The sequence below is a fragment of the Paenibacillus polymyxa genome (assembly GCF_018614975.1).
Taxonomy (GTDB): domain Bacteria; phylum Bacillota; class Bacilli; order Paenibacillales; family Paenibacillaceae; genus Paenibacillus; species Paenibacillus polymyxa_E.
In genome coordinates, this window is sequence record NZ_JAGGNR010000011.1 from 117,562 (window position 1) to 139,474 (window position 21,913).

The 21,913-nt window shown below is 47.5% G+C and carries 27 protein-coding genes; 24 read left to right on the plus strand and 3 right to left on the minus strand.

Annotated features, from left to right (window positions below):
- The first annotated feature begins 82 nt into the window (after positions 1 to 82).
- Complete coding sequence (locus tag J7E78_RS09045) at positions 83 to 1,084, plus strand: patatin-like phospholipase family protein (RefSeq protein ID WP_215075894.1); 1,002 nt, start codon at positions 83 to 85, stop codon at positions 1,082 to 1,084.
- A 62-nt stretch (positions 1,085 to 1,146) separates the two neighbouring features.
- Here the strand turns inward: J7E78_RS09045 and J7E78_RS09050 are convergent, their stop codons facing one another.
- Together J7E78_RS09050 and J7E78_RS09055 are read right to left on the minus strand one after the other, a co-directional pair.
- A complete protein-coding gene (locus J7E78_RS09050) occupies positions 1,147 to 1,479 on the minus strand; it encodes a hypothetical protein (RefSeq protein ID WP_091018145.1) in 333 nt (110 codons plus the stop codon).
- A gap of 5 nt (positions 1,480 to 1,484) precedes the next feature.
- Positions 1,485 to 2,477, minus strand: a complete 993-nt coding sequence (locus tag J7E78_RS09055; RefSeq protein ID WP_124116156.1) for a DUF1385 domain-containing protein — start codon at positions 2,475 to 2,477, stop codon at positions 1,485 to 1,487.
- A 213-nt stretch (positions 2,478 to 2,690) separates the two neighbouring features.
- On the opposite strand from J7E78_RS09055, the gene J7E78_RS09060 reads away from it, so the two are divergent.
- The 5 genes from J7E78_RS09060 (at position 2,691) to J7E78_RS09080 (ending at position 7,218) form a co-directional block, all read left to right on the plus strand.
- Positions 2,691 to 3,269 (plus strand): YqhR family membrane protein, encoded by a 579-nt coding sequence (locus J7E78_RS09060; RefSeq protein WP_215075895.1) that lies wholly within the window; start codon positions 2,691 to 2,693, stop codon positions 3,267 to 3,269.
- Positions 3,270 to 3,345: 76 nt separating this feature from the next.
- Positions 3,346 to 3,789, plus strand: coding sequence for a type II 3-dehydroquinate dehydratase (gene aroQ, locus J7E78_RS09065; RefSeq protein ID WP_062835278.1), 444 nt, complete (start codon positions 3,346 to 3,348; stop codon positions 3,787 to 3,789).
- Between the two features lie 39 nt (positions 3,790 to 3,828).
- Positions 3,829 to 4,902, plus strand: coding sequence for a M24 family metallopeptidase (locus tag J7E78_RS09070; protein ID WP_215075896.1), 1,074 nt, complete (start codon positions 3,829 to 3,831; stop codon positions 4,900 to 4,902).
- A gap of 313 nt (positions 4,903 to 5,215) precedes the next feature.
- Entirely contained in the window at positions 5,216 to 5,773 is a 558-nt protein-coding gene (gene efp / locus J7E78_RS09075) for an elongation factor P (RefSeq protein WP_215075897.1), read from the plus strand.
- Positions 5,774 to 5,964: 191 nt separating this feature from the next.
- On the plus strand, positions 5,965 to 7,218 hold the full coding sequence (locus J7E78_RS09080) for an aspartate kinase (RefSeq protein ID WP_215075898.1): 1,254 nt from the start codon (positions 5,965 to 5,967) through the stop codon (positions 7,216 to 7,218).
- Between the two features lie 87 nt (positions 7,219 to 7,305).
- Here the strand turns inward: J7E78_RS09080 and J7E78_RS09085 are convergent, their stop codons facing one another.
- Positions 7,306 to 8,061: a 2-phosphosulfolactate phosphatase gene (locus J7E78_RS09085; protein WP_215075899.1), complete on the minus strand. Its 756-nt coding sequence runs from the start codon at positions 8,059 to 8,061 to the stop codon at positions 7,306 to 7,308.
- Between the two features lie 263 nt (positions 8,062 to 8,324).
- On the opposite strand from J7E78_RS09085, the gene spoIIIAA reads away from it, so the two are divergent.
- From spoIIIAA to J7E78_RS09175, 18 genes are all read left to right on the plus strand, one after another.
- Positions 8,325 to 9,329 (plus strand): stage III sporulation protein AA, encoded by a 1,005-nt coding sequence (gene spoIIIAA / locus J7E78_RS09090; RefSeq protein WP_215075900.1) that lies wholly within the window; start codon positions 8,325 to 8,327, stop codon positions 9,327 to 9,329.
- The gene (gene spoIIIAB / locus J7E78_RS09095; protein ID WP_215075901.1) at positions 9,322 to 9,840 is read left to right on the plus strand and encodes a stage III sporulation protein SpoIIIAB; all 519 of its coding nucleotides are present in this window, start codon (positions 9,322 to 9,324) and stop codon (positions 9,838 to 9,840) included. The genes spoIIIAA and spoIIIAB overlap by 8 nt, the downstream gene beginning before the upstream one ends.
- 29 nt (positions 9,841 to 9,869) lie before the next feature.
- The gene (gene spoIIIAC, locus J7E78_RS09100; RefSeq protein WP_017687585.1) at positions 9,870 to 10,073 is read left to right on the plus strand and encodes a stage III sporulation protein AC; all 204 of its coding nucleotides are present in this window, start codon (positions 9,870 to 9,872) and stop codon (positions 10,071 to 10,073) included.
- A 32-nt stretch (positions 10,074 to 10,105) separates the two neighbouring features.
- On the plus strand, positions 10,106 to 10,495 hold the full coding sequence (gene spoIIIAD / locus J7E78_RS09105; protein ID WP_017687586.1) for a stage III sporulation protein AD: 390 nt from the start codon (positions 10,106 to 10,108) through the stop codon (positions 10,493 to 10,495).
- 20 nt (positions 10,496 to 10,515) lie between these two features.
- Positions 10,516 to 11,706 carry a stage III sporulation protein AE gene (gene spoIIIAE / locus J7E78_RS09110; protein ID WP_215075902.1) on the plus strand — a complete coding sequence of 397 codons (1,191 nt, stop codon included), beginning with the start codon at positions 10,516 to 10,518 and terminating at the stop codon, positions 11,704 to 11,706.
- 31 nt (positions 11,707 to 11,737) lie between these two features.
- The gene (gene spoIIIAF / locus J7E78_RS09115) at positions 11,738 to 12,568 is read left to right on the plus strand and encodes a stage III sporulation protein AF (protein ID WP_215075903.1); all 831 of its coding nucleotides are present in this window, start codon (positions 11,738 to 11,740) and stop codon (positions 12,566 to 12,568) included.
- A 15-nt stretch (positions 12,569 to 12,583) separates the two neighbouring features.
- On the plus strand, positions 12,584 to 13,222 hold the full coding sequence (spoIIIAG, locus tag J7E78_RS09120; RefSeq protein WP_215075904.1) for a stage III sporulation protein AG: 639 nt from the start codon (positions 12,584 to 12,586) through the stop codon (positions 13,220 to 13,222).
- A gap of 66 nt (positions 13,223 to 13,288) precedes the next feature.
- Positions 13,289 to 14,119, plus strand: a complete 831-nt coding sequence (locus tag J7E78_RS09125; protein WP_215075905.1) for a SpoIIIAH-like family protein — start codon at positions 13,289 to 13,291, stop codon at positions 14,117 to 14,119.
- 139 nt (positions 14,120 to 14,258) lie between these two features.
- A complete protein-coding gene (gene accB / locus J7E78_RS09130; RefSeq protein ID WP_215075906.1) occupies positions 14,259 to 14,723 on the plus strand; it encodes an acetyl-CoA carboxylase biotin carboxyl carrier protein in 465 nt (154 codons plus the stop codon).
- Positions 14,724 to 14,778: 55 nt separating this feature from the next.
- Positions 14,779 to 16,122: an acetyl-CoA carboxylase biotin carboxylase subunit gene (gene accC / locus J7E78_RS09135; protein ID WP_215075907.1), complete on the plus strand. Its 1,344-nt coding sequence runs from the start codon at positions 14,779 to 14,781 to the stop codon at positions 16,120 to 16,122.
- A 218-nt stretch (positions 16,123 to 16,340) separates the two neighbouring features.
- Positions 16,341 to 16,751: an Asp23/Gls24 family envelope stress response protein gene (locus J7E78_RS09140; RefSeq protein ID WP_017687593.1), complete on the plus strand. Its 411-nt coding sequence runs from the start codon at positions 16,341 to 16,343 to the stop codon at positions 16,749 to 16,751.
- Between the two features lie 147 nt (positions 16,752 to 16,898).
- Complete coding sequence (gene amaP / locus J7E78_RS09145) at positions 16,899 to 17,438, plus strand: alkaline shock response membrane anchor protein AmaP (RefSeq protein ID WP_017687594.1); 540 nt, start codon at positions 16,899 to 16,901, stop codon at positions 17,436 to 17,438.
- 14 nt (positions 17,439 to 17,452) lie between these two features.
- The gene (locus tag J7E78_RS09150; protein ID WP_017687595.1) at positions 17,453 to 17,686 is read left to right on the plus strand and encodes a DUF2273 domain-containing protein; all 234 of its coding nucleotides are present in this window, start codon (positions 17,453 to 17,455) and stop codon (positions 17,684 to 17,686) included.
- A gap of 223 nt (positions 17,687 to 17,909) precedes the next feature.
- Entirely contained in the window at positions 17,910 to 18,365 is a 456-nt protein-coding gene (gene nusB, locus J7E78_RS09155) for a transcription antitermination factor NusB (protein WP_215075908.1), read from the plus strand.
- A gap of 45 nt (positions 18,366 to 18,410) precedes the next feature.
- Complete coding sequence (gene folD, locus J7E78_RS09160) at positions 18,411 to 19,268, plus strand: bifunctional methylenetetrahydrofolate dehydrogenase/methenyltetrahydrofolate cyclohydrolase FolD (protein ID WP_215075909.1); 858 nt, start codon at positions 18,411 to 18,413, stop codon at positions 19,266 to 19,268.
- 10 nt (positions 19,269 to 19,278) lie between these two features.
- Positions 19,279 to 20,643: an exodeoxyribonuclease VII large subunit gene (gene xseA / locus J7E78_RS09165; RefSeq protein ID WP_150364559.1), complete on the plus strand. Its 1,365-nt coding sequence runs from the start codon at positions 19,279 to 19,281 to the stop codon at positions 20,641 to 20,643.
- Entirely contained in the window at positions 20,633 to 20,890 is a 258-nt protein-coding gene (gene xseB, locus J7E78_RS09170; protein WP_017687599.1) for an exodeoxyribonuclease VII small subunit, read from the plus strand. The genes xseA and xseB overlap by 11 nt, the downstream gene beginning before the upstream one ends.
- Positions 20,883 to 21,788 carry a polyprenyl synthetase family protein gene (locus J7E78_RS09175; protein ID WP_397330526.1) on the plus strand — a complete coding sequence of 302 codons (906 nt, stop codon included), beginning with the start codon at positions 20,883 to 20,885 and terminating at the stop codon, positions 21,786 to 21,788. Before xseB ends, J7E78_RS09175 begins: the two co-directional genes overlap by 8 nt.
- The last annotated feature ends 125 nt before the right edge of the window (positions 21,789 to 21,913 follow it).

Sequence of the window (21,913 nt, forward strand, 5' to 3'; positions counted from 1 at the left end):
ACAATACAGTGATAAGACAAACCCTTGTTCTCATAGAGTGGCAGTAGAAATGTGGCTGCCTGGAGAACGGGGGTTTTTTGTTATGTTAATTAACGCGGTATTTGAAGGTGGAGGCGTCAAGGGAATATCGCTTGCGGGAGCTGTGCAGGGTGCTCAAGACTGCGGCATTCAGTTTAATCGGGTGGCTGGGACGTCATCGGGCTCCATTGTAGCTGCTCTACTAGCGGCGGGTTACAGGGCCGAAGAGATGAAAGTCATTATTGAGAATACCCCCTTCGTTTCATTGCTGCGTCGTTCCCCCATATTTAATACCCGATGGATCGGACCCGCGGCAAGGCTGTTCTTGAAGAAAGGACTGTATTCGGGAGAAGCGCTGGAATCATGGATTCGCAAGATGCTGGAGCAGAAAGGGATTCGCACATTCGCTGACTTGCCACAAGGTAAGTTGCTTATTACCGCATCCGATATATCCAATGGGACCATACTGGTGCTGCCGGACGATATTCGGCGGTTCGGCATTGACCCTGCGAAGCTGGATGTTGCAAAGGCGGTACGTATGAGTTGCAGTATCCCGTATTTTTTCGATCCGGTAGTCATACGCAAATCACCAGTATTCTCCAAAGGCCTTCCTTTTCAAGATCAGTTTGTGTATGTCGTGGATGGTGGATTGCTTAGCAATTTTCCGTTGTGGCTCTTCGATGGTGATCGCTCGGCACGAGGAGGAGACGTTATTCCGGTTGTTGGATTCAAAATGGTGGGGAAGACAGAAGTGGAACCTGCCCGGATTAAAGGACCGCTAAGCATGCTTCAGGCCCTTGTGGAGACGATGCTCACAGCACATGATGAACGCTACATCGAACAGATTAACCGGTTTCGTACAGTGAAGATACCAACGCTTGGGATTAAACCGACGCAATTTCATTTATCGTTACAGGACAGCACAGCCTTATATCGATCAGGCGCAACCGCAGGGAGCGAATTTTTCCATGGGTGGAATACAAAAATGTATGGTGAACAGCTGGACAAACAAAGAAAAGAACTGCGCAAGAAACAAGCAGAAGCTCCGCCTCTGATTCCTGTATAAACGTGAAAAAAGCAATTCTCCGCATGTTGGGAGAACTGCTTTTTTGGTTGTTCAATAACTATTTAGTGAAATTTCGGTATATCTTCATCGCTTTTTCCTTTTTGTCCCTGAATCACTTGGAAAGGATAATCCTTACGTTTCTTTGAAGAGCCGCTGCTCTTTCTGGCACTGGACTGTGCATTGACTTTCGCCATGGTTCGTGCAGATGGCTTAATCTTTGGTGTTTTGGCTTTGCTTGCCCAGCGACGAGGTGGATATTTGTACAGCAGGAATACGGCTCCGAACACGACCAGAGGAATAATGATCCTGGATGGACTAGCGTTCCCCAGCCAAGTCAAGACTCCAACAGCAGCTAGTGCGATGAACGTCCAAAATAAGATTGCCTGCTTGTTCATATCATTCACCCTTTCACAGGATCGAGTGTTGCAACAGGTACTTCTGACGTAGCAGAGACATTGGCAAGCTTGGCATCCAACTCGCGCATACGGTTAAACGAAGCAATGGATACTTCTACCTGTTCGTTGGTCGGTTCTTTTGTTGTCAGCAATTGCAGCCACAATCCCGGGTATCCGAGATAACGCAGTACAGGAATATCACGTACGGAGTTCGTAAGCTTTAACAGTTCAAAAGAAATGCCTAGCACAACTGGCAATAACAACAGACGCTGACCCATACGCTCCCAGAGGTTATCGTACGTGAAGAGAGAGTATAGAAACACTCCAATAATGACAGTCAACATAATGAAGCTGCTTCCGCAGCGGTAGTGTAACCGGCTGTACTTTTGCACGTTCTCCGGTGTCAGTTCTTCACCAGCTTCATGTGCACTGATTACTTTGTGCTCCGCCCCATGATACTGGAAGAGACGTTTAATCATCGGCGTCTGTGAGATTAACCACAGATAGGCGAGTAACAGGATCAGCTTAATGCCGCCTTCCAGTAAATTATGCAAAAACTGATTGTCGAATGCATTTTTGAATAGAAAATTCTCGATAACAACAGGAAGCAAAGTGAGCACAACTTTACCAAAAAGGAATGAAAGGATGGCGACGGCGGTCACACCAATGATCATGCTTAGGCTCCAGCCCGAACCTTCTTTGTCTTTTTGCTTGGCTTTCTCTTCCGGTTCCAGTTCATCATCAGCATAGGCGTCAGCAGAATAATTGAGATGTCTGCTACCTTTGACACTTGAATCTATAATGCTGACAATTCCGCGTAATAAAGGAATCCGCCGCAATTTCGTGACCCAGGACTTGTCTTGCTTGGGAACTTCCAGATACGTAATTTCGCCGTCTTTTCTACGAACAGCTGTAACGTTGACATGTTTCCCACCGAACATTACGCCTTCAATGACAGCTTGCCCCCCATAGCTGACAGGCTTGGATTGTTGAGGCAAATTATTCACCTTCCTATTCTGTTCTAGGCCTTCGCGATCAAAGGCAGTTTAATAACCCTATTGTATCGAATTTTGAGACCAATTTCTAGTTTGTGAGTCAAACCTTGAAGGATGTTGTTAAGATTGACCTGTTTTGAACATACTACCTCGTAGAATCGGAGCGGAAATTCGAGGCATAATGCGGGATTATCAACTAAATGAAGGAGAATATCGATGACAGAACGTAAGCATGAAGATACATCTCACGATGAAGGTCAACGTCCAAAAGAAAGGCAGCAAAAAGACAGGGGCAGGCGCCCTACCCAGAGGCAAGGTCAAGCACACTACTACACCAAGCCATTTTCCTTTGCGTTAGAGCTTGGCTTTTTTGCCGGTTTTATCTGGGGTGGGCTACATTGGCTATTCTATCTGCTGCATTTTACGATTGTACCTGTCGGATTTCTGGCCGAGCCTTTTTTTAAACATAAATATATATATACCGCAGCTGGACATTTGACAGGCTGGTTGTTTTTTATCGTCTTTTCCATCTTGGCTTCCTTACTTTATACGTTCACGATTAGAAAACTGAAAGGGCCGTTACCCGGTATTTTGTATGGAATTGTCTGGTGGCTGATTCTCTTTGTACTGGTCGGACCAAAACTGGGTATGATGAAACCTTTGAACGGTTTAACATGGGATTCGATCATCACGGAACTCTGTTTCTTTTTGTTATGGGGGCTGTTCATTGGTTACACGGTAGCCATGGAGTACACGGACGAACGCAAACGCGAGCCAGAGCAAGCGGGAGCATAGCGCAAAAAAGCTTCTCAATCCGGCAATGCCTGTGTTAAAATAGCAGATGGTTATTTGCAGAGAGGGTGGAGCAGCGATGAAACGAATTATTGTGATCAATGGTCCGAACCTGAACATGCTTGGTGTACGTGAACCGGGCATCTATGGAACGCTTAGTCTGAAGGATATTGAAGACAAAATTCGCAGACAGGCTGATGAACTTGGCGTCTCCATCGCTTTTTATCAATCGAACCATGAAGGGGACATCATTGACCGCATTCATGCAGCGATGGGTGAGGCAGACGGAATCATACTGAATGCCGGAGCATTTACCCATTATAGCTATGCTATACGTGATGCAATCAATGCTGTAAAAGTCCCTACAGTGGAAGTACATCTATCCAACATTCATGCACGCGAAGCGTTCAGACATCATTCAGTGATTGCAGCGGAAACAATCGGGCAGATTGCCGGATTTGGCGAAGTAAGCTATGAACTGGGATTGCTGGCTCTTGTGCGTCATCTGGACAAACAAACCTGAGCCGGGAACCCGGGAATGTGAGAGAAAGAAGGGTTACCGATGGAAAACAAACGAGTAAATAAGTTGCGTGAAGCCATGCGTGAGCATGAACTCACTGCAATGCTGATTACAAACCCGATTAACCGTCGTTATATGACGGGCTTTACAGGCTCGGCGGGATATGTGCTGATTACGGAACAGGATGCATTTTTGCTGACTGATTTCCGTTACATGTCACAAGCGCCTCAGCAAGCCAAAGGATTCACCGTTGTGGAGCATGGAGCCAAGCCGATGGATACGGTGCGCGAACTTCTGGCATCTGCAAATATCAAAGCAGTTGGCTTCGAGCAGGATAGTGTTACATTTGGCACGCACTCCGCTTATGCTGAAGCACTTCAATCTATCGAACTGAAAGCTGTATCCGGGATCGTGGAACAACTTCGTATGTTCAAGGATGAAGACGAGATCGCGGTCATGCAGAGAGCAGCAGATCTGGCGGATGCCACGTTCAGCCACGTTCTGCAGTTTGCAAAACCAGGTATGACGGAGCGTGAAGTGGATCTGGAGATGGAGTTTTTCATGCGCAAACATGGAGCAACGTCCTCTTCGTTTGACACCATTGTAGCTTCGGGTGAACGTTCTGCTATGCCTCATGGTGTAGCAAGCAGCAAGGTCATTGGTCAGAATGAGTTAATTACATTTGACTTTGGTGCACTTTTGGACGGATACTGTTCAGATCTGACACGCACCATTGCAACAGGCACACCTGTACCTGAACTGCGCAAAATTTATGACATTGTACTGGAAGCTCAGTTACATACGCTGGAGAACCTGAAACCGGGCATGACCGGACGGGAAGCAGATGCATTGGCTCGTGATATCATTGCAGGTCACGGATATGGAGATCAATTCGGACACAGCACAGGCCACGGTCTGGGTATGGAAGTTCACGAAGCTCCTCGCTTGTCCAAGCTTAGCGATGATGTATTGAAACCGGGTATGGTCGTTACCGTTGAACCGGGTATATATATTGACGGGCTTGGCGGCGTGCGTATCGAGGATGACGTAGTGATTACCGAGACGGGTATTCATATTCTCACGAAGTCGGACAAGAAGTTCACCGTAATCGGCTAAATTACAGCCACCAGGGATATAAGACGATTTTTAATATAAAGGTACAGGTTATTGCTGATTGTTATGGACCATAGCAAAAGTAGTGAAGGGAGCGGAATCGATTCTGAAGAAGCGAAGCGCTCGCCTTTGTCTCCTCATTTTAAACCTTATTAAAATCTAGTCGGGAAAATGAGGAGACAACAGCGATCGGAGGAACGATCCTAACCCGTAACGGTCACATCGCACATGGTCATCAATTCAGAATAAACCCACCTTTACATTAACCCGTCGCCTTATATCACCTACTTTTTAACCATACCAGGAGGGATTTTTTGTGATTTCAGTAAACGATTTTAAAACAGGCTTGACCGTGCAAGTGGATAACGATATCTATACCGTGCTTGATTTCCAACACGTTAAACCAGGTAAAGGCGCTGCCTTCGTACGTTCCAAATTGAAAAACCTGCGCAATGGTAACACCGTTGAAAAAACATTCCGTGCAGGCGAAACGATTGGTCGTGCCATCATTGAAAACCGTGGCGTATCCTACCTGTATGCAAGCGGTACAGAGCACACGTTTATGGATAACGAAACATATGATCAGTTCACATTGACTAGTGATCAACTGGAATGGGAATTGAACTTCCTGAAAGAAAACATGAACGTAAAGATCATCAGCTACCAAGGTGAAATCCTCGGAATTGATTTGCCTACAAGCGTAGAGTTGAAAGTGATCGAAACAGAGCCAAGCGTTAAAGGGAACACTGCACAAGGTGCTACCAAAAATGCAAAAGTGGAAACCGGTTTGAACGTACAGGTTCCTTTGTTCATTAACGAAGGTGACGTTCTCCTGATTGATACACGTGAAGGTAAATATTCCTCCCGTGCGTAACTTTCACAAGCTGTAAGCGAAATAAACGCTAATGATAACCCTTTGCCATTCCGATGGCAGAGGGTTTTTTCGAAAAAAGATTAGCCTATCAGACGCTTTCGTAATATACTGGGTTAAAGTCATTTCTCGTAGAGAATAATGACGATGGACATTAATTATGCATACTGCACAAGGTAGGGAGTGGATTTGCGTTGTCATTGTACGTCATGAAATTTGGGGGCAGCTCGGTCGGAGATACAGAACGCATGAAGCGTGTAGCCGGACGTGTTGTAGAAAAAGCGGATGAAGGACATCGGTGTGTAGTCGTGGTTTCGGCCATGGGGGATACAACAGATGATTTGATTGATCAGGCAAAACAACTCAATAGTGATCTGCCTGCTCGTGAGATGGATATGCTCTTAACGACAGGAGAACAGATTTCGATTTCTTTGTTATCGATGGCTATTCAAGCGCTTGGACGTAAGGCAGTATCGTTGACGGGCTGGCAAGCGGGATTCCGCACAGAGTCGGTTCACGGAAAAGCACGTATTCATGATATTCAACCTGACCGTGTGAATGCAGCACTTGCTGAGGGCAACATTGTGATTGTTGCAGGCTTCCAGGGCATGACGGAAGACGGCGAGATCACAACGCTAGGTCGTGGTGGTTCGGATACAACAGCTGTAGCGCTGGCCGCAGCAATTAAGGCAGATGCGTGTGAGATCTATACAGATGTAGACGGAATCTATTCTACGGATCCGCGGATCGTTAAGGTTGCGCGCAAGCTGAAGGAAATATCGTATGACGAAATGCTGGAACTCGCTAATTTGGGAGCAGCGGTGCTGCATCCGCGTGCAGTAGAGTATGCGAAGCATTCCGGTGTACCTTTAATTGTAAGATCCAGCTTTAACCATAATGAAGGAACGGTTGTGAAGGAGGAAGCAGCAATGGAACAAGGCGTAGTGGTTAGTGGTATTGCCTATGACAAAAATGTGGCTCGCATCAGTATTCTGGGTGTGCCGGATGTACCAGGAGTTCTGGCCGAAGTATTTGGTGCACTTGCATCCAATCAGCTGGATGTGGACATTATCGTTCAGAGCGGAGTGATGGATGGCAAAGCGGATTTCTCGTTCTCTGTGGCGCTGTCTGATCGTGAGAACGCATTACGTGTCATTGAAGGCCTTCACAGCCGTTTGCCTTACCGTGAAGTCACATCTGAGGAGAACCTCGTTAAAATCTCCATTGTTGGCGCAGGGATGGTCAGTCACCCGGGTGTAGCTGCGAAGATGTTCAAAGTCATTTCCGCTGAAGGCGTGAGTATCAAGATGGTGAGCACTTCCGAGATCAAAGTATCTTGTGTTATTGACGGTGATAAGCTGCATGACGTCATTAAGGCATTGCATACAGCATATGATCTCGACACTGCCGAGCAAGCCGTTATCGGTGGACCTCAAGATCGCAGATAAGTATTTTCTGTGTATGTAAATTAGCAAAGGTGTACTGTTGCCAACGGGCAAGCAGTACACCTTTTTTTGTTTTTCTCATGGCAATTCTCACATCAACTTGAACATCTTTCCTCCGCGTATGCCTCTACCTCTATAAGGTTGCATGCGGTTCCCCTCCCCCATCTCGGGAACACAATCCAGCAGGTTTAATTGAGAACAATACGAAATATCATGAACTCTGCCCAACTTTTCAAGCCTCCGACCGCTAACAGATCTCTGCACCAGATCAGGAATGCTCTCCTGACAGTGGGATACCGCCTGATGAAGCACTATGCCGAGATCGTTTAGTTGGAGGGGAGAACAGGATTGACGGTGCATTTCGTCGATGATACATCCAGCACACAAGCTGTCCTCCAGAGCAAATTCATCCTGGTTCCCCGCACATAACAGCAATACATCTCGTTGAAGTTCACATAGAACTGCTGCAACAGCCTGCACATTGAGAAATGAACCAGCGAATACATGTTTCCCCTTGGAAGCCTTGATCAAGGCTCGGGTTCCATCGGTTGTGGTTAGAATGATTGTTTTATCTGCAATGCCTGCAGTCATATATTCATAGGGGGAATTACCCACCTCGAATCCGGTGATTCTTTTGTCAAAACGTTCCCCGCCTCGAATGCAATCTTTCACTTCCATTTGTTTGGCTTGTGGAACGGTCTCTACGGCAATCACAGCGGAAGCGTCATACGCCAGAGCCGTAATAATCGTACTGGTCGTACACAATACATCAATGACAACTGCACTTCGCCCTGCAATATCAATGGTACGTACTTCATTCACATTGCCAACGACATCAACTCGCACTCCCCACAACTCCTTTCTGTATCTGGGGATCGGTAGTTCTGTTTTGAACCTGAATGGAACTTACCTATCTGCAATTACTATATGCATGCACATCTAGACGGGTGCCTAGAACAGAAGGGGGATCTATGGTTTCAACTCTCATCCGTATTCTGAAGAATTGATAGATTTCAGCGTCATAAATTAAATGTACAGGCATAAACTTGAGATATGAACAAGCGCCAGAAGTGTGAACCAAATGATCTCAAGGTTGGAGGAGCCTGCTCATGAAGGTGAACTGGAGGGAACTTTTTCCGGAACCGATCCGAACCATTCTTGGAAGAATGCCACCCGCTCTATTGGAACAAGTGGAGGAAGTACGTATTCGTGAAGGCAGACCCCTGGAGATTAATGCAAGCAACACATACCACTTTCTGACACCTCAAGGTTGTCCGACCGGGAATCCTGAAGAAGCGTATGTTCCTCAGAAAGAAGTGACGCACAGGCTGCTGGACCTGATCAGTAACCATTCACTTTATACATTGGAAGAGGAACTGCGCAAAGGGTTCATCACCATACCTGGGGGACATCGAATCGGGCTTGCTGGACGAACGGTACTAAGCGGTGGGCGTGTCGAATACCTGCGTGACATCAACGGGTTTAATGTTCGGGTAGCTCGTGAGGTACATGGAGTGGCTGATCGTATCCTTCCTTATCTTCTCGATATGAAGAGCGGACAGGTCCTGCACACGCTGATCCTTTCACCGCCTCAACAAGGAAAAACAACGTTGCTGCGAGATCTGGCGAGACAAATTAGCAGTGGTACAAAGCTTACAGGGGGCAATGAACTGGTTCAGGGAATACGTCCGCGTCTGAAAGTGGGCATTGTGGATGAAAGGTCCGAAATCGCTGGTAGCTACAAAGGAGTACCTGGATTCGACGTAGGTCCCCGAACAGATGTGATGGATGGTTGTCCGAAGGCTGAGGGCATGATGATGATGCTTCGCTCCATGTCGCCCGATGTCCTGATTGTGGACGAGATCGGTCGTCCGGAGGATGCCGAGGCGGTGATGGAAGCCCTGCATGCAGGAGTCTCTGTGATCGCGACTGCGCATGGCCGTGATCTGTCGGAACTGTCGGCCAGACCAGCCCTCAGAACCTTAATTACGGAGCAGATGTTTCAACGTTATGTCCAGCTGCAACGGACGAGCCGGGGCATGACCTTTCGGCTGGCGGATGGCAAAATGCGTGGGTTGCAGCAGACCGGGGCAGGAGGTGAAGCCTTTGGTTAACATGCTCGGTGCAGTAATTATTCTGTTAGCCAGCACCCTCGCTGGTTTTTACAAGGCAAGACAGTATGCATTAAGACCGAGACAGTTGCGAGAACTTATAGCAGCCCTCCAGCGACTGATGACGGAGATTAACTATGGGCTCACTCCACTTCCCGATGCCATGGGCAAGATGGGAGCCCAGACCAAAGAACCTGTAAAGACGCTGTTCCTTCATGCAGCCACACAGATGGAACCTCCTCATGGACTCACTGCCCGGGAAAGTCTGCAGTCAGGCGTGGATCTGGCGTGGGGAAGATCGGCCATGAAGGCTGACGAGAAGGAAGTGATGCTGCAATTAAGCTTCAGCCTTGGCACAAGTGACCGTCAGGATCAGACCAAACATATATCGTTAGCCATTCAACAACTAATGCATGAGGAATCCCGTGCCCAGGCCGATCAAATGAAATATGAACGAATGAGCCGAAGCCTCGGGATGCTTGTCGGAGCGTTAATCGTCATTCTGATCTTCTGAAATAGCCGGGATAGTGAGGTGCCAAGGTCATGAATCTAGAAGTGAACGCAATCTTTCAAATTGCGGGTATCGGAATCATCATCGCCATGATTCACACGGTACTGAAACAAATGGGAAAGGAAGATATGGCTCACTGGGTGACCGTAATCGGATTTGTCGTTGTATTGTTCATGGTGGTCCGTATGCTGGACAGCCTGCTACAAGAGATCAAATCGATATTTCTTTTTCAATGAAAAACGGTCATGAAGCCGGATGGTGGTGACCTGTGGAAATTATCCAAGTTGTAGGTTTGGCGCTCATCGCAACAGTGCTTATTCTGGTCATTAAGGAACAGAAGCCGATGTTTGCTTTTCTGATTGCTGCCGCGACCGGCATTGTCATCTTCATGTTGTTGATTGGCAAAATCGGTGCAGTTATCGAAGTGTTGAAGCGACTTGCCGAGAATTCAGGCATGGAAAGTATTTATCTGAAAACGGTGCTGAAAATTATTGGCATAGCGTACATCGCTGAATTTGGGGCACAGATTGTCAGGGACGCAGGCCAGGAAAGCATTGCGTCCAAGATTGAACTGGCTGGTAAGGTACTGATCCTTGTACTTGCTATACCGATCATCAGCATTATTATCGAAACCGTCATGAAGCTGATGCCGGTGTAGAAGGGGCGTGCGGACTTCATATGAAATCAATGCATCATAAGCCGCAGTGGCGCCTTACGGTTGTGCTGATGCTCTGTTTTCTGTTTGGTATCCTGGGGCAGGTCACTGCAAGCTCACCTTCCGGTGAGTGGATGGCGCAGCAGGCCGATCAGCTTCCCAAGGATCAGGTGGAGAAATACTGGGATCAACTGATGCAACAATACGGTGGTTTCTTCCCGGATGGGAAAACCCCTTCCTTCATGGATATGTTAGTCCCCGGCAATGAAGGTTTCAGCATGAAATCGGTGTTTGTAGCGATCGGAACCTTCATGCTGCATGAAATTTTATATAACGGCAAACTTCTGGTCACGATTGTGATGTTAAGTGTACTCAGCATGATTCTGGAGACTCTTCAGACCGCATTTGAGAAAAATAATATTAGCAAAATCGCCTATTCCATCTGTTATATGGTCATCATCATTATTGCAATCAACAGCTTCAGTGTGGCGATTGGATACGCCAAGGATGCCATAACCGGCATGATTAACTTCATGATGGCGATGGTTCCGTTGTTATTCACACTGCTCGCGTCCATGGGTAACGTCATCACCGTCTCCGTGACCCATCCACTCATCATTTTCATGATTCATCTGGTGAGTACTTTGATTCACTTGCTGGTATTCCCGTTACTCTTCTTCTCAGCTGTTCTGCATCTCGTCAGTTCATTGTCTGACAAGTACAAGCTGACACAGCTGGCAGACCTCCTGCGCAATATTAGTGTGGCACTGCTGGGTATCCTGCTGACGATGTTTCTGGGTGTAATCTCGGTTCAGGGAGCATCGGGATCGGTAGCGGATGGAGTCAGCCTGAAGGCCGCCAAATACATCGCAGGCAACTTTGTTCCTGTCGTGGGCAGAACATTTGCAGATGCGACGGATACGGTAATTACAGCTTCTTTACTTGTCAAAAATGCAATTGGACTCACCGGAGTGATCATCATTTTGTTTCTATGTGCCTTTCCGGCACTCAAGATCCTGGCTCTTGCCTTGATATACAACGTAACCGGTGCCATTATGCAACCACTAGGAGACACCCCGATTGTTGGATGCCTGCAGGCCATCGGCAAGAGCATGATCTACGTATTTGCGGCGCTCGCAGCCGTCGGGCTGATGTTTTTCCTGGCCATTACCATCCTGCTGACCGCGGGCAATCTGACTGTCATGATGCGCTGAGTGTGGGTTGGGAAGAAAGGAGTTGGAAAGGATGGGGTGGCTGAGCAACTGGCTCCAGGAATTGATTATGATCGTTCTGCTGGCGACCTTCGTGGATATGCTGTTGCCCAATCGATCTATGGAACGTTATGTCAAGCTTGTGCTGAGCCTTCTCATCCTGCTGACCCTTTTATCACCCATAACCAAGCTCCTCAAAAGTGATCCGGTTGGCGATCTGAAACGGGCAATGTCGGCAATGGATGCTCCATCGGATGGGAATGCAACACTCGAACAGATTTTGGCTCAGGGCAAGCGGCTGCAATCCAATGAACAGGAGCAATCCCTGCAATGGACAGCGAAAGAACTGGCTAATGTGATGAAAGGTCAGATTGAAGAAACAACAGGAGCGAAGGTGCGGTCCGTAGAGGTACAACTGGCAATGAGTAAATATGAAACCGAGATGGAAGCTGCCTCATCAGTCGAATTGCCTGTGATCCAGCGTGTATTGGTCGAGATGGCAGGAGAGGATGCAGGAGGAGCAGTAAATTCAACGCAGCAAGAAGTCGCTCAAAATACACAACCTATATTCGGCACAGATACAGAGTCAGATAAGGATGAATCACAGCAAATCCGGCAACCCATCCAGATTGGTCAGGTAGAGGTGCCTGAAGTACAGGTTGATGTGAGTGAAAGTCAGCATCATGGAAATGAAGTTTCTTCTGAGCCTGTTATCCGTGACCAGGCAGATGAAACCAAGACCCCAAGCGAGACATCTTCACGTTCAGAACATGCGGTAAAAATTATTACATTGTTGACTGAAAAGTGGGATGTTGATGCGAACAAAGTCCAGGTGAAAGAGCCGAAAAGTGCTGAAGTGCTCTGAGAAGGAGGGTGTCCGATGAAACAATGGTTCAAAAAGATGGAAACCTGGATGGGTGGCGGAGAGGGTGGGGCAAGGCGGAATCAAACCTTCCGCTGGCTGATTATCCTGGGTTTGATCGGGGTGGGAATCATGCTGTTCAATTCTTTTGTCAATGTCAAAAAAATTGATTCCGAAAATATCGGTCGGGAACCACCGGACCCGGCAACATCCATGGCATCCATACAGAGTGATCCGTCAGAACAGAATCCTTTTCAGGCGATTGAAATTGCATTTGAAGACAAAATCAAAGGTGTGCTGGAAAACATTGTGGGTGTGGGGACGGTTGATGTGATGGTTACCGTGGATTCCACAGAAGAACTGGTCGTACAGCGGAACGTGAAGGATTCTCAGCAACTGACCGAAGAAACCGATGCTAACGGGGGCAAGCGACATATGACGCAATATACCCGCGATGGCGAAATTATTACGTACGAAACAGCAGGGGATCAGACACCGATAGTAACCAAAAAGCTCAAACCGCAGATCCGTGGTGTGCTTGTGGTTGCGAGGGGGGCAGAGAACAAGGTTGTGAAGGAACTGATAACCGATGCTGTGGAAAAAGGACTGAATGTGGCCGCCTACCGGATCTCGGTTGTACCGCGCAAACAAGACTAATCTGGTGTGATGAATCGCAAGATTCAATTCTCATAAGAGTGAAGCCAATTTGAGGAGGAAGATCTAATGAATAACAAACGTCAAACGGTATGGCTCGTTTCCATGCTGAGTCTGATGGTCATTTTGTCCGCGTATTATCTGTTCACTGAGGATTCTGGCCCAGTGAATCCGCCGGTGGCTGACAGTCAGCAAGTGGATGGAATCAAGCAAGCGGAAGCGACGGAAACAGCAGGCATTCTTAATCCTACAGAAGGTTTGGTTGTAAATGAAGTGGTGAATAGCGGCGAAGTTGAAAGTGATCCAAATGCGGCTGGGGCTGTGGAAGAACCTGCGGCTACGGAAGGTGAAGAAGCTGGGAATACAGAGAAAACACCTGCTGTAGAACCAGGCGAGAATAAGGGTGAGGCAGGCAAAGAAACCAACAAAGAGACCGACAAAGGGGCAACAACTACACCGGAGACAGACGGTGAGGCAGGCGGCACTGCAACCAAGACAGATGAGGAAGTCCTCAAGGAAATGGAAGAGCAGAATACGACAGCATCTGCGAGCAGCCAGTTCCAGAACTACCAGTGGCAACGTGAGGAAAGCAACAATCGCAAGTATGAGGAACTGATGACCGTGGCGGGTGACTTGAGTAAAACACCAGAGGAGAATGCCAAAGCAACGGAGCAACTCCGTACACTGGAAGAAAAAGAAGCTAAAATCACTGGCATTGAGGAGACGCTCTCTCAACAATTCGCTAATGCGATTGTTCAAGAAGATGCCGACAAGTATAAAGTTGTGGTCCTCAGTGACAAACTGGATGTAAAACAGGCGGTATCTATTGTGGATCTGGTCATGAAAGAATTGGCTGTATCCCAAAACAAAATCAGCGTGCAATACGTTACAGAACAGTAATCCAAATCATGAAAATGAAGTCCCGGGAGCTGGTTGTACTCTCGGGCTCTTTCCATTTTTAACGATTATGATATAATACATAAAGCCATATGACCGTCCTAGTGAGACTGGCATGATGCCGAAGGAGTGAATAATGGAAATGTTTAAATTGAGTGAGATCAAAGAATTGATCAAATTGGTAGATGAAAGTTCCGTTCAAGAGTTGGAAATTGAAAATGAAGGATCACGGTTATCGATCCGTAAACCAGGCAAAACGGAGTATGTTCAAGCAGCTGCTGTGCAACCGCAAATGATTGCTGCTCCGCAAGTACAGCCGTCAGCAGTGGTAAGTGAAGCTGCACCGCAGGTCGATACTACAAGTCATTTACATAAAATTGTATCTCCGATGGTAGGTACTTTTTACAGAGCTTCCTCGCCGGAAGCGGGTCCTTTTGTAAGCGCTGGTGATAAAGTTGTTGAGAAAACAACGGTATGTATCATCGAAGCGATGAAGCTGATGAACGAGCTTGATGCGGACATCAAGGGAGAAATCGTTGAAGTGCTGGTTGAGAACGGACAGCTGGTCGAGTATGGGCAGCCCCTTTTCCTGGTGAAACCGGAATAACCGTTATAGCTGGTTAACAGCTAACCGCATGAGCTTCGAAGGAGGACAAAACGAAATGAAATTTCAAAAAATACTGATTGCGAACCGTGGAGAGATTGCGGTACGTATTATTCGTGCCTGCCGTGAAATTGGCATCTCAACGGTAGCCGTCTATTCGGAAGCGGATAAGGATTCTCTGCATGTTCGTCTTGCAGATGAGGCTTACTGTATCGGACCAACACCGTCCAAGGACAGTTACCTGAACTTTACCAACTTGATGAGTGTAGCCACGCTGACGGATTGTGATGCTATCCATCCGGGTTACGGATTCCTGGCGGAGAACGCCGATTTTGCGGAAATTTGCGAATCTTGCAATATTACGTTTATCGGTCCTTCCCCTGAAGCCATTACCAAAATGGGAGACAAGGCTGTTGCCAAACAAACGATGAAGGATGCGGGAGTGCCTGTTATTCCTGGATCAGACGGTCTCGTTGAAACGATGGAAGAAGCAATCATGATTGCTAGAGACATCGGATATCCTATCATTATCAAAGCTACTGCTGGTGGCGGTGGTAAGGGAATTCGTATTGCCGAAGATGAAGAAACGCTGATTAAGCAGATTACAGCTGCTCAGCAGGAAGCTCAAAAGGCTTTTGGCAACGCTGGTGTGTATCTGGAGAAATTCTTGACAGGTATGAAACACGTGGAAATTCAGATCATTGCTGATAAACACGGTAATGCTGCACATTTGGGAGAACGTGATTGTTCTGTTCAGCGTCGTCGCCAGAAATTGGTAGAAGAAGCTCCATGTCCGATAATCTCCGAAGAGGTGCGTACTCAAATGGGCGCAGCAGCGGTACGGGCAGCTCTTGCCGTCGATTACTCGGGAGCGGGCACATTGGAGTTCCTGCTCAGCCCGAATGGCGAATTCTATTTCATGGAGATGAATACGCGTATTCAGGTAGAGCATCCGGTAACCGAGATGGTTACTGGCGTGGATCTGATCCGTGAGATGATCTCGGTAGCTGAAGGCAACCCGCTTTCATTCCGTCAGGAAGACGTGGTTATCAACGGGTGGTCCATTGAATGTCGTATCAATGCAGAAGATCCGGAACGTAACTTTATGCCATCACCAGGCAAAATCGGATTCTATCTTGCACCGGGAGGACCAGGTGTACGTGTAGATAGTGCAGCTTATCCCGGCTACACCATCTCTCCCTTTTATGACTCCATGATTGCCAAGTTGATCGTGTGGGGAGCGAATCGGGAAGAGGCGATTGCCAAGATGAAGCGTGCGCTTGGAGAATTTGCGATTGAAGGCATATCCACAACCATCCCTTTCCATCAGAAATTGCTGGAGCACCCAACGTTTATTCGTGGTGACTTTGATATCAAATTTCTTGAAGAAAACGAGATTTAAAAGGTATATTGGGCTTGTTTGTCATAATGTAGCCCAAATGATATAGTATGTAATAATAAGAGCGCATGTCTCCTGCAAAGGATAAGCCCGCACCTCGCGGATGTTTGCAGGAGTTCCGGTAAAGCCGGACCGGAAGGGTTCTGTAGGTTGAATGACCTGAGTCCAGCGCCCTGACGGATGGCCGCAAACTTATCTCGCGAAAGGTGTGTTGAACAGTTATGAGTACACTACCGACTGAATTTGAACGAACGGATATCGGTGAAATCCAGATCGCACCTGAAGTTATTGAAGTGATTGCTGGATTGGCAACCCTTGAAGTGAAAGGTGTTGCAGGCATGAGTGGCGGATTCGCTGGCGGATTTGCTGAGTTGCTTGGTCGCAAAAACCTTTCCAAAGGCGTTAAAGTTGAAGTGGGCCAACGTGAAGCTGCAGTTGATGTTTCTGTAATTATCGAGTACGGATACCGTCTGCCACAAGTAGCTACGGAGATTCAACAGAACGTGAAACGTTCCATCGAGAACATGACAGGATTGAATGTGAATGAAGTGAATGTGCACATTCATGACGTTCAGTTCAAGAGCACCGAGAAAGTGGAAGAGATCGACCTGAACAGTCAGCGCGTAAAATAAAAGAAGACAGATTCCCCCGGCATCTTCTGCCGGGGGTTATCCCCGTCTTGGACAGGTCTTCATGATAGCGAAAGCTAGATGAGGATCTGATTTTTTGCTAGTGAACAGGTTAAGTCATGTTAGTGAGCAAGGGAGGCTGTGCAGTTCGTGGCTAAAATACTGGATCGGCTTCTGTTGTTTATATACAGCATAAGCGTTGGAGCAATATCGGCAGCCGTCATTCTTCTGATCAGCGGTGTGCTGCCTTACGAATTGAATTACCAGCAGGAACAAAATGTTATTGTTGCGTCGGTTATTGCAGCAGCGATTTTGTTTATCCTGAGTTTACGGTTTTTCTACATCTCGGTTCGGCGTGAGCGTGCATCGTTGCCGTCTGTAGATCAACGTACTGAGTTTGGTGATGTACAGATTTCGATGGAGACCATTGAGAATCTCTGTTTGAAGGCAACTTCCCGTTTCCGGGGAGTACGTGATGTCAAGGCACGCATACGCGTGGTTGAGTCAGGACTGGAGATTATGATCCGTGCGGTAGTGGATGGCGAGACACCTATTCCTGCGCTGACTTCTGATCTGCAAAAGGCGATACATGATCATGTACAAGAGATTACGGGCATACCGGTTTCTTTTGTCACGGTGTATATCGCTAATGTAACCCAGTCGCCTAACTACAAGAGTCGAGTGGAATGAGGTGATTTTCACTGATGCTGTGGAAAGAGATTTGGGATAGTCACAGAGGCCGAATTACCGGAATTATCGGCGGCATCTTTTTTGGATTTCTTTATGTATGGATCGGGTTTTGGGATATGTTGTTCTTTGCACTCTTGGTGTTCATCGGTTATACGTTAGGCAGACGAAGCGATTCGAAGCTGGGTTCGTCCATTCCCTGGAGGGAGTGGGGACAATGGCTGGGCGATCGCTGGCGTCCGTTTAAGTGACCTACCTGAACCCTGCAATATGTTTCTTCCGAAAATAGAGCTGTAGTTTAGGTTGCCCGTTTTTTGGAGGAAACGTATTGCAGGTTTTTTTTGTGAAAAGGGATAACAATAACTATACCGTGGAAGCCATCGATCAATCTATTAAAGGATTTGATGAGATGGTTGGATGGATTATAAAATAAGCATGATGACGCTCCAGACGGAGCGCTGCAGGAGGCAGGACATGAAAAGACGTTTGGCAAGGGAAATTGCAGTACAAAGTCTGTATCAGATGGAAATGAATGAGGTGGGTGCAGCAGAAGCTGTAAACATGTTGATCAATGAGGCCGCTGAGGATAACGAAACCGAAGTGGTTATCCGCGATGCAGATGTAATGCGTACTTATGTTACTGAGATGGTACAAGGAGCCTGGAACAATAAGGAAGCAATTGATGGGCTGCTTGTGGATTATTTGAAAGGTTGGCAGATCAGCCGTCTGTCACGTGTAGATCGCCAGATTCTACGACTGTCAACGTATGAAATGGTGTTCCGTGATGATATTCCGGCAAAAGTATCTGTCAATGAAGCAATCGAACTGTCCAAATATTTTGGCACAGAAGAATCCGGCAAGTTTGTCAATGGCGTACTTGGACGCATGATTCAGGAAGTAGATGCCATTAAAGCAAAATTGTCTTCTTAGTTCGCTAGTTATTTAATTATATTCACATAAGGGAGAGAGAGTACAATGACAGCATCTATTATTAACGGTAAAGAAGTATCCCAAGAGATCCGCGCAAGCATGACAACAGAAGTAAAACAGCTTAGCGAACAGGGGGTAGTACCTGGTCTGGCTGTTGTGCTCGTCGGGGAAGATCCGGCATCCCAAGTCTATGTGCGTAATAAAGAAAAAGCATGTCACGACCTCGGTTTCTACTCCGAAGTGCATCGCTTGGATGCAGATACATCCCAAGAAGATCTGCTTGCGCTGGTGGACAAGCTGAACAATCAACAATCCATTAACGGAATTTTAGTTCAACTCCCACTGCCGAAACATATCGAAGAAAAAGCGGTCATTGATGCGATTGCCGTGGATAAGGACGTAGACGGATTCCATCCAGTCAATGTTGGTAATCTCGTCATTGGAGACGATAGTCTGCTTCCATGTACCCCAGCGGGTGTAATTGAACTGATCAAACGTACTGGACTGGAAATATCCGGTAAACATGCAGTAGTCATCGGAAGAAGCAACATCGTTGGCAAACCGGTATCCCTGTTGCTGCAACGTGAGAATGCGACGGTAACGATGTGTCATTCCCGTACAGCAAACATGAAAGAAATTACACGTCAGGCGGATATTTTGGTTGTAGCCATCGGTCGTGCAAACTTTGTGGATGCTGATTTTGTGAAACCGGGTGCAGTTGTTATTGATGTCGGCATGAACCGTTTGGAGAATGGCAAACTGGCAGGAGACGTTGATTTCGATAGTGTGAAAGAAGTTTCTGGTCCAATTACACCTGTTCCTGGTGGTGTTGGTCCGATGACAATCACAATGCTGATGCAAAATACATTGATCGCTGCCAAGCGCGCTCACGGATTGGCCTAGGGTTTTGTCTGTGGCAGATCAAAAGATCTACTCCATCAAAGACCTGAACCGATACATCCGGATGAAACTGGAATCGGATCAGGTCCTGTCGGACGTCTGGCTACGCGGGGAGATTTCAAATTTCACACATCACTCCAGCGGCCATATGTATTTTACATTGAAGGACAAGGACAGCCGGATTAAGTCGATTATGTTTGCGTCCCATAACCAGCGATTACCCTTTGTACCGAAAGAGGGTGCAAGGGTTATTGCCCGTGGTAATGTCTCGGTGTATGAACGGGATGGGCAGTATCAATTCTACGCTACCCATATGCAGCCGGACGGGATTGGAAGTCTGTATCTGGCTTACGAACAGCTGAAGAAAAAGCTCGAGGATGAAGGGTTATTTTCACCTTCACGAAAAAGACAGATCCCACGTTATCCACAGACCATCGGGGTTGTAACTTCACCGACGGGAGCGGCGGTGCGAGACATCATGATTACTCTCCAGCGCAGATATCCTTCTGCCAAAGTTGTTTTGTATCCGGTTCTGGTTCAAGGCAAAGGTGCAGCACCTTCCATTGTCAAAGCGATTGGCAACCTGAACCGGATGGGAGAAGCCGATGTACTTATCGTTGGACGCGGAGGCGGTTCACTGGAGGAATTGTGGGCGTTCAATGAGGAGATTGTGGCAAGAGCGATAGTCGCTTCGGATATTCCTGTCATTTCTGCGGTTGGGCACGAAACGGACTTCACTATTGCTGATTTTGCAGCCGATTTGCGTGCGGCTACACCTACAGCAGCTGCTGAATTAGCTGTACCTAATCGGGCTGAGTTGCTTGATCAGATCGGACAACGGCAGCGCCAGTTACAGCATAGCTTGCGTCAGCGTGCTGTACATAATCGTGAACGGCTCGCAAGATTACAGCGTTCGCCAGTGCTGGTTCATCCAAGACGTACCTTGATGCAGCATACGGAACGGCTGGATATGATGCACCAACGGCTTTTGAGGACAGTGGATACGCGTATGAAATGGACAGGAGAGAAGCAGGAGCGTCTGCGGGCAGCACTGCAACGATTCAATCCTCGTGAGCAGGTCAATGCAGCACGCCGTGAGAATGCGGCAGCACGCAGACAACTTGAACTTGCAATCAGGTCTATAACCAGATCGAAGCAGCAACAGTGGAAATCATCTGTGCGGCATCTGGATGCGCTTAGCCCGCTTAAAGTCATGTCACGAGGATACAGCCTTGTCTATGACGAGCAAGAACAGCGTTTGATCAAGTCAACGAAGGATGTACAGCCTGGAGATTCAATTAAGATTAAATTAACAGACGGACAGCTGGACTGTCAGGTTTGGGGAATGAAGGAGGACGACAATACCCATGGCGAATGAACCGGAATTGAATTTTGAAGAGGCAATGGCGGCATTGGAAGACATCGTAGGTCAGCTGGAACATGGTGATGTTCCGTTGGAGCAGGCCATCGATCTGTTCCAACGCGGAATGAAACTTTCGCAACTGTGCGGTCTGAAGCTGGAACAAGTGGAACGCAAGATCGAGATGATCGTAGAAGAAGATGGAGAGCTTCGCAAGAAGCCTTTCGGAACTGCTGACGATGAGAGCGGTGAAGTCCATGAGTAATCGTCCTTCGTTTCAAGCATACCTCGAAGAGGTCACAGCTGAAGTGACAGAAGCGTTGAAACATACGCTTCCCGATCACTGGGATGTACCCCGATCGCTGACGGATGCGATGCAGTACTCACTCATGGCCGGAGGCAAACGCCTTCGTCCTCTTCTGGTCGTTGCTGCGGCGGAAGCCTTCGGTGCACAGCGTACAGCTGCAATGCCGGTAGCCTGCGCCGTGGAGATGGTTCATACGTATTCACTGATCCACGATGACCTGCCTGCTATGGATAATGATGATTACCGCAGGGGAAAATTAACAAATCATAAGGTATATGGTGAGGCAACAGCCATATTGGCAGGCGATGCGCTGTTAACCCATGCTTTTTATAGCATTGTTCAAGCTGGACGCCGTAGTGGTGTGGCGGCAGATGCGTTGCTGTCCATCGTAGAGGACATGTCTGAACTTGCTGGAGCAAGAGGCATGGTCGGCGGCCAAGTTGCGGATATGGAAGGCGAACAAGGCATGACTGATCTTGCACAGCTTCAATATATTCATTTGCACAAAACGGGTGATCTGATTGTGTTCTCTCTCATTGCCGGAGCACGAATCGGTGGAGCAACGGAAGGACAATTGGAAGCCTTGCGTGTGTTTGGCCGTGATCTTGGCTTGGCGTTCCAGATTCAAGATGATATTCTCGACCTGACGGGCGACGAGCAGAAGATGGGCAAAAAAACACAGAGCGATGTGAATCAGCAGAAGGTAACCTATCCTTATTTTATTGGTATGGAGGCTTCTGTAGATGAAGTGAAATCCCTTACCCAATCTGCAAAAGATGCACTTGAAAGAGCCGAGTTACCTGATGCATCCAGATTGCTGGAAATTGCAGATTACCTGATGAGTCGAGACCATTAGATTCTGATAAAACACGCTGTTTCAAAACCTGTATAACCGTGTAATGAATGTAATGTCCTTTTTCCGAGTGGATGGGAAAAGTCTGTCCGGGTGGATGCGGGAATACATATGGAGAAGAATTCTAA